Source organism: Burkholderia sp. MR1-5-21 (assembly GCF_053427715.1).
Window position 1 is genome coordinate 37,378 of sequence record NZ_JBSAXD010000052.1, and the last position, 6,879, is coordinate 44,256.

Genomic DNA, 6,879 nt, shown 5'->3' on the forward strand with positions numbered 1-6,879 from the left:
AGCTTTCGCTCACCGGGCTGCTTTCTTTTGCGGCGCGCATCGTCGGCGGGTGGCGGCCGGGCAGGTGGCCGTCAGCCCTTGCGCTTGTCGACGACCCGTCGCGCCTTGCCGACCGAACGTTCGATGCCGTTGACCGGCAGTACGTTGATCACCGCGGTCACACCGATCAGCGCCTTGATGTCGTGCGCGAGTGCGCGCTTTGCGGCGTCGATCGTCGCGGTGTCAGGCGCGGTCTCGGGGCAGGGTTCGACGTTCAGCGTCAACACGTCGAGCGGGCCTTCCTTCGTCAGCACGATCTGGTAGTGCGGCGCGAGCGCGCGCTGCTTGAGCAGCTGTTCCTCGATCTGTGTCGGGAACACGTTCACGCCGCGCACGATCATCATGTCGTCCGAGCGGCCGGTGATCTTTTCCATCCGGCGCATCGTGCGGGCCGTGCCGGGCAGCAGACGCGTCAGGTCGCGCGTGCGGTAGCGGATGATCGGCAGCGCTTCCTTCGTCAGCGATGTGAACACGAGTTCACCAAGTTCGCCGTCAGGCAGCACCTCGCCGGTTTCCGGATCGATGATCTCCGGGTAGAAATGGTCTTCCCAGATCGTCGGGCCATCCTTCGTCTCGACGCATTCGGACGCGACGCCCGGGCCCATCACTTCCGACAGCCCGTAGATGTCGACCGCGTCGATGCCCATGCGGCGCTCGATCGCGACGCGCATGTCGTTGGTCCATGGCTCCGCGCCGAAGATGCCGATGCGCAGCGAGCTTTGCGCGGGATCGAGACCCTGCCGCTCGAATTCATCCGCGATCGACAGCATGTAGCTTGGCGTCACCATGATGATGTCCGGACGGAAATCCTGGATCAGCTGGACCTGCTTCTCGGTCTGTCCGCCGCCGAACGGGATCACGGTCAGCCCCGCGCGTTCCGCGCCGTAATGCGCGCCGAGCCCGCCGGTGAACAGCCCGTAGCCGTAGCTGACGTGGACCTTGTCGCCTCGACGCGCGCCGGCGGCGCGGATCGAGCGGGCGACGAGATTCGCCCACGTGTCGATATCGCGCGCGGTATAGCCGACGACCGTCGGCTTGCCGGTCGTGCCCGATGACGCATGAATGCGGGAAATCTGGTCCTGAGGCACGGCGAACATGCCGAACGGATAACTGTCGCGCAGGTCGCTTTTGGTCGTGAACGGGAAGCGGGACAGGTCGGCGAGCGACTTCAGGTCGTCCGGATGCACACCCGCTTCGTCGAACTTGCGGCGATAGACCGGGGAATGCTGGTATGCATGCCGGAGCGACCATTTGAGACGTTCGAGCTGCAGCGCAGTCAGCTCGTCACGGGTCGCTGTCTCGATCGGCTCGAGCGGAAGCGGGGTAGTCATGTATGTCTCCAGTATTTGTTATGTGCGAGCCGTGGCGTCAGCGGTCTTCCGGGATGACCGTGCCCTTGATCTGGGCGGATTTGCCGCGGAACATCGCGACCGTTTCGCCGGCCCGATTCGTGACGCGAATGTCGTAGATGCCGTACCGGCCGTTGCGCGTCTGTTCGATCGCCTCGGCGGTCAGGACGTCGCCGCCGTGCACCGGGCGCAGGTATTCGATCGAACAGCCGGCCGCGACGGTGCTGAGGTTGTACGAATTGCACGCGAACGCGAATGTCGAGTCGGCGAGCGTGAAGATGAGCCCGCCGTGACAGATCTGATGGCCGTTCAGGAAATCCGGGCGCACCGGCATGCGCAGGCGCGCGTAGCCGGGGCGCACTTCCTCGAGTTCCATGCCGAGCGCGCGGCTGCATGCGTCCGTGTCGTACATGGCCTGTGCCGTGGCCTGTGCGAGTGCTTCGGGGCTGCGGGATTCGATGGGCTGGCTCATGTCAGCGTCCCTCGAAGCGCGGCGCGCGTTTCTCGATGAACGCCCGGACGCCTTCCGTGTAGTCGTGCGACTGGCCGAGCTTGCGCTGCAGATCGCGTTCGAGGTCGAGTTGCTGGTCGAGCGTTTGCGTGATGCTTTCGCGAATCGCCAGCTTGATTGCGGCGATGGCCAGGGTCGGCTGCTGCGCGAGCTGCGCTGCGAGTTGCCGGGCGTTCGCCGCGAGTGCGTCGTCGTCGACCGTGCGCCAGATCAGGCCCCATTGCTCGGCCTGCTCCGCGCTCAGCTTGTCGCCGGTCAGCGCGAGGCCGAGCGCGCGTGCCATCCCGACGCGCTGCGGCAGGAACCAGGTGCCGCCGGAATCCGGTACGAGCCCGATCTTCACGAAGGCCTGGATGAAGCTGCTTGAGCGCGAAGCCAGCACGAGGTCGCAGGCGAGCGCGAGATTGGCGCCGGCCCCTGCGGCCGTGCCGTTGACGGCAGCGATCACCGGCATCGGGAGCCGCTGCAGACGCCGGATCAGCGGATTGAAGTGCTCGTCGATCAGCGTGCCGAGATCGGTCGACGCGCCGGGCGTGAAGTCGAGATCGGCCAGGTCCTGCCCTGCGCAAAAGCCGCGCCCCGCGCCGGTCAGGATCAGCGCGCGCACGCCGCTGCCTTCGATTTCATCCAGCGCCGATTGCAGCTCGCGGTGCATCGACCGGGTGAAGCTGTTCAGCTTGTCCGGCCGATTGAGGGTGATCGTGGCCACATGAGCGACTTGATCGATATCCAGCTGAATTGCCTGATATGACATGCAGTGTCTCCTTCATGACTCGGTTATAGGCGGGGCGTGCGTCGTCAGCGTCGGTTACACCCGCTCGATCGCGAGGGCGATGCCTTGGCCCACGCCGATGCACATCGTACAGAGCGCGAAACGTCCACCGGTGCGTTCCAGTTGATGAAGCGCCGTGGTGACGAGCCGTGCGCCGGACGCGCCAAGCGGATGGCCGAGCGCAATGGCGCCGCCGTTCGGGTTCACGCGGGGATCGTCGTCCGCGACGCCGAGCATCCGCAGCACTGCGAGCCCCTGCGATGCAAATGCCTCGTTCAGCTCGATCACGTCGAATTGATCGATCGTCATGCCGAGCTGGCGCAGCAGTTTCTGGGCGGCGGGTGCCGGGCCGATGCCCATCACGCGAGGTTCGACGCCTGCGGTCGCCATGCCGACCACACGCGCGCGGCGGCGCAGGCCGTACTGGTCGGCCGCTTCGGCATTGGCAAGCAGAAGGGCGCATGCGCCGTCGTTGACGCCCGACGCGTTGCCGGCTGTCACCGTGCCGTCCGGGCGCACGACGCCCTTCAGCTTCGCGAGCGCTTCGAGCGACGTCTCGCGCGGATGCTCGTCGCGCGACACGACGAGCGGATCGCCCTTCTTTTGCGGAATCGTCACGGGCACGATTTCCTGTGCGAGCGTGCCGTCCTGCTGCGCGCGCGCGGCCTTCTGCTGGCTGCGCAGCGCGAACAGGTCCTGGTCGGCGCGGCTGATGTTGTAGTCGGTCGCGACGTTCTCGGCCGTTTCCGGCATCGAGTCGACGCCGTGTTGCTGCTTCATCAGCGGATTGATGAAGCGCCAGCCGATCGTCGTGTCGAAGATGTCGGCTTGCCGCGCAAACGCCGTTGCCGACTTGCCCATCACGAACGGTGCGCGCGTCATGCTCTCGACGCCGCCGGCAATCATCAACCGCGCTTCGCCGGACTTGATCGCGCGAGCGGCGGAGCCGACCGCGTCCATCCCGGAGCCGCACAGGCGGTTGAGCGTCGTGCCCGGCACGGTGGTCGGCAGGCCGGCCAGCAGCGCGGACATGCGTGCGACGTTGCGGTTGTCTTCGCCGGCCTGGTTCGCGCAGCCGTAGATCACGTCGTCGACCGCGGACCAATCGACATCGCGGTTGCGCTCGACGAGCGCCTTGAGCGGCACCGCGCCGAGATCGTCGGCTCGAACGTCTTTCAAGGCGCCGCCGTAGCGGCCGATGGGAGTGCGAATTGCGTCGCAGATGTAGGCGTCAGTCATGGGCGTATCGGTGAAAAACGAACCCGCCGGGTGGCGGATTCGTTCATGGTAGAGGACGGTGGGCCGTTTGCACGTCGGCCGTACGGGTTATGCCGTTTGGCCGACTTCCGCGGGTGCGGCCTTCGGGGCAACATGGACTCGGCTTTGCACGACGCGGAACCGGTTGGCGACGAACGCCGAGTCGGCCAGTGCCGCATTGGCCGCCGGATTGGCGCCCGTGCCGTGGAAGTCCGAGAACGCGGCGGACTGGTTGACGAACACGCCGCCCGTCAGGTTGATGGACAGTGCGACACCGCCACGCACCGCGGCGTCGTGCGCCGCATCGATCACTGCATCGTCCGTGCTGTAGACGGAAAGCGTGAGCGCGCCGTGTCCGGCGGCGATCTCGCCGGCGAGATCGAGCGACTGGGCCGTCGAGTCGGTCGCGATGACGAACGAGATCGGGCCGAACCACTCCTGCGTGAATTTTTCACGGTCGGTGACATCGAGCTGGAGCACGAGCGGCGTGCGCACGCGAGCGTCGGCGAAGACGGGGTGTTGCAGCGTCTGGCTGTCGGCGAGCACGCGGCCGAGCTTGCGGGCCTCGTCGATTCGCGCGGTCACGCCGTCATTCTGGATCGCGCCGATGAGTTCGACCGAGCGCGCCGGATCGCCGGTCAGCTTCTGCACGGCAACGGCGATCGCCTGCGCGACATCGTCGAAGCTCACGTGGCCGTCAGCCGTCCGGATCCCGTCGCGCGGCACGTAGATGTTCTGTGGCGCAGTGCACATCTGACCGGAGTACAGCGACAGCGAGAACGCGATGTTCTTCGCGACGGCCTTCAGATCGTCTGCGGAATCGATCACGATCTGGTTGACGCCCGCCTTTTCCGTATAGACCTGCGCCTGATGGGCATTCCGCTCGAGCCACGTGCCGTTCTGCGTGCTGCCGGTGAAGTCGATCAGCTTGATTTCCGGGCGAAGCGCGAGGTCCTGCACGAGTGCGCCGTCATTCGGCTCGGTCGCGAGGAGCGTCACGACGTTCGGGTCGAAGCCGGCTTCGCGCAACACGTCGCGTGCAATGCGGACGGTGATCGCGAGCGGCAGGATCGCGCCGGGGTGCGGCTTGACGATGACCGTGTTGCCCGTGGCCAGATCGGCGAAGAGGCCCGGGTAGCCGTTCCACGTGGGGAACGTGCAGCAGCCGAGCACGAGGCCGGTGCCGCGCGGGACGACCATGTAGCGCTTGCGCATCGCGAGCGGCGGGTTCTTGCCCTGCGGCTTTTCCCAGTGCGCATCGCCGGGAATGCGACGAAGCTCGTCCCACGCGTACGCAACCGCTTCGAGCGCGCGGTCCTGAGCGTGCGGGCCGCCGGCCTGGAACGCCATCATGAACGCCTGACCGGTCGTGTGCATGACGCTATAGGCGATCTCGAAGCTGGCGCGATTCAGGCGCGCGAGGATTTCCATGCTGACGCCGATCCACGCGGTCGGCCCGGCCTCGCGCCACGTCCGCTGGGCTGCGGCGGCTGCCGCGATCAGCGCGTCGGGCGTCGACTTCGGGTACCGCACACCGAGTCCGAAGCCGTAAGGCGACCGCTCGGCGCCGACCGTGTCGCCGGATGCCGGCTGATCGAGCACGAAGGTCTTGTCGAGGTTCGCCTTGAACGCGGCCTCACCATCGGCATTCGCACTTTCCCCGTACACTTTGGGGCTCGGCATTTCGACGAACGGGCTCCAGTAGCCGCGGCTCTCGATGGCGGCGAGTGCGTGCTTCAGCGTGTCTTCGTGCTTCGTGAACAGTGGGTGGGTCATGGCGGCGGCCTGATAGACGTTGAGAGGGATCGAATCGATTAATTAACCGACCGGTTGGTCGGAGAATGGTAGCATCAAATTATTCGCATGTGCGAGGCGTTTCTCATTTCATTGAGCGAGGAGAAATAGATGGCTTACGAGAACATCCTGGTGGAGACCCAAGGTCGTGTCGGCCTCATTACGCTGAACCGGCCGAAGGCGCTGAACGCGCTGAACGATGCACTGATGGACGAGCTGGGCGCAGCGCTGACGGCATTCGATGCAGACGAAGGCATCGGCGCGATCGTCGTGACGGGGAGCGAGAAAGCATTCGCGGCCGGGGCGGACATCGGCATGATGGCGACCTATTCGTATATGGATGTCTACAAGGGCGAATACATCACGCGAAACTGGGAGACCGTCCGCCAGATTCGCAAGCCGATCATCGCGGCGGTGGCGGGGTTCGCACTGGGTGGCGGCTGCGAGCTGGCAATGATGTGCGACATCATCTTCGCGGCGGATACGGCGAAGTTCGGTCAGCCCGAGATCAAGCTCGGCATCATGCCGGGCGCGGGCGGCACACAGCGTCTGCCGCGCGCGGTATCGAAGGCCAAGGCGATGGACATGTGCCTGACTGCGCGATTCATGGATGCAGCGGAGGCCGAGCGTGCGGGGCTGGTGTCGCGCGTGTTGCCGGCGGACAAGCTGCTCGAAGAGGCGATCGCAGCTGCGGCGACAATCGCCGAGTTTTCGCTGCCGGCGGTCATGATGGTCAAGGAGTCGGTGAACCGCGCATACGAGTCGACGCTGGCCGAGGGTGTGCATTTCGAGCGTCGGCTGTTCCATTCGCTGTTCTCGACCGAAGATCAGAAGGAAGGGATGGCGGCATTCGTCGAGAAACGGAAGCCGGTGTTCAAGCATCGCTGATACGGCAAGCGATGCAGGGCGTCGGCGCACTCCTCTCTATGGAGGGAGTCGTCGAGGGCCTGCCGCGTGCGGGCTGACATCAGGTTCGTCTGCTTGCTAAAAGCCCCGTGCGCGGCAGCGCACGGGGCTTTTAAATTTATTTCACCAACCCTCTTGCGCTTGTCGCGGGAGATGCCTAGAATCACGCCTCTTTCGCGCTAACGGTAACGCGGCGCGGAAGGGGGAAGCGGAGCTGGTTGGATGTCCTGTCGGGCGCCCGGTCAGCGAAG

6 protein-coding genes are annotated in these 6,879 nt (G+C 65.6%); 1 reads left to right on the forward strand and 5 read right to left on the reverse strand.

Translation table 11 applies throughout. The features are described from left to right. Window positions 1-71: 71 nt before the first annotated feature. From paaK to paaN, 5 genes are all read right to left on the reverse strand, one after another. Window positions 72-1,370, reverse strand: a complete 1,299-nt coding sequence (gene paaK / locus ACV229_RS38695; RefSeq protein ID WP_448088321.1) for a phenylacetate--CoA ligase PaaK — start codon at window positions 1,368-1,370, stop codon at window positions 72-74. Between the two features lie 37 nt (window positions 1,371-1,407). Further along, a complete protein-coding gene (gene paaI, locus ACV229_RS38700) occupies window positions 1,408-1,860 on the reverse strand; it encodes a hydroxyphenylacetyl-CoA thioesterase PaaI (protein ID WP_448088322.1) in 453 nt (150 codons plus the stop codon). 1 nt (window position 1,861) lies between these two features. Further along, window positions 1,862-2,653, reverse strand: a complete 792-nt coding sequence (gene paaG, locus ACV229_RS38705) for a 2-(1,2-epoxy-1,2-dihydrophenyl)acetyl-CoA isomerase PaaG (protein WP_448088323.1) — start codon at window positions 2,651-2,653, stop codon at window positions 1,862-1,864. Window positions 2,654-2,707: 54 nt separating this feature from the next. After that, window positions 2,708-3,910 carry a 3-oxoadipyl-CoA thiolase gene (gene pcaF / locus ACV229_RS38710; RefSeq protein ID WP_448088324.1) on the reverse strand — a complete coding sequence of 401 codons (1,203 nt, stop codon included), beginning with the start codon at window positions 3,908-3,910 and terminating at the stop codon, window positions 2,708-2,710. An 87-nt stretch (window positions 3,911-3,997) separates the two neighbouring features. After that, a complete protein-coding gene (gene paaN, locus ACV229_RS38715; RefSeq protein WP_448088325.1) occupies window positions 3,998-5,704 on the reverse strand; it encodes a phenylacetic acid degradation protein PaaN in 1,707 nt (568 codons plus the stop codon). A gap of 129 nt (window positions 5,705-5,833) precedes the next feature. Here paaN and ACV229_RS38720 point away from each other — a divergent pair, with 129 nt between their 5' ends. Continuing rightward, a complete protein-coding gene (locus ACV229_RS38720) occupies window positions 5,834-6,610 on the forward strand; it encodes an enoyl-CoA hydratase (RefSeq protein ID WP_448088326.1) in 777 nt (258 codons plus the stop codon). The last annotated feature ends 269 nt before the right edge of the window (window positions 6,611-6,879 follow it).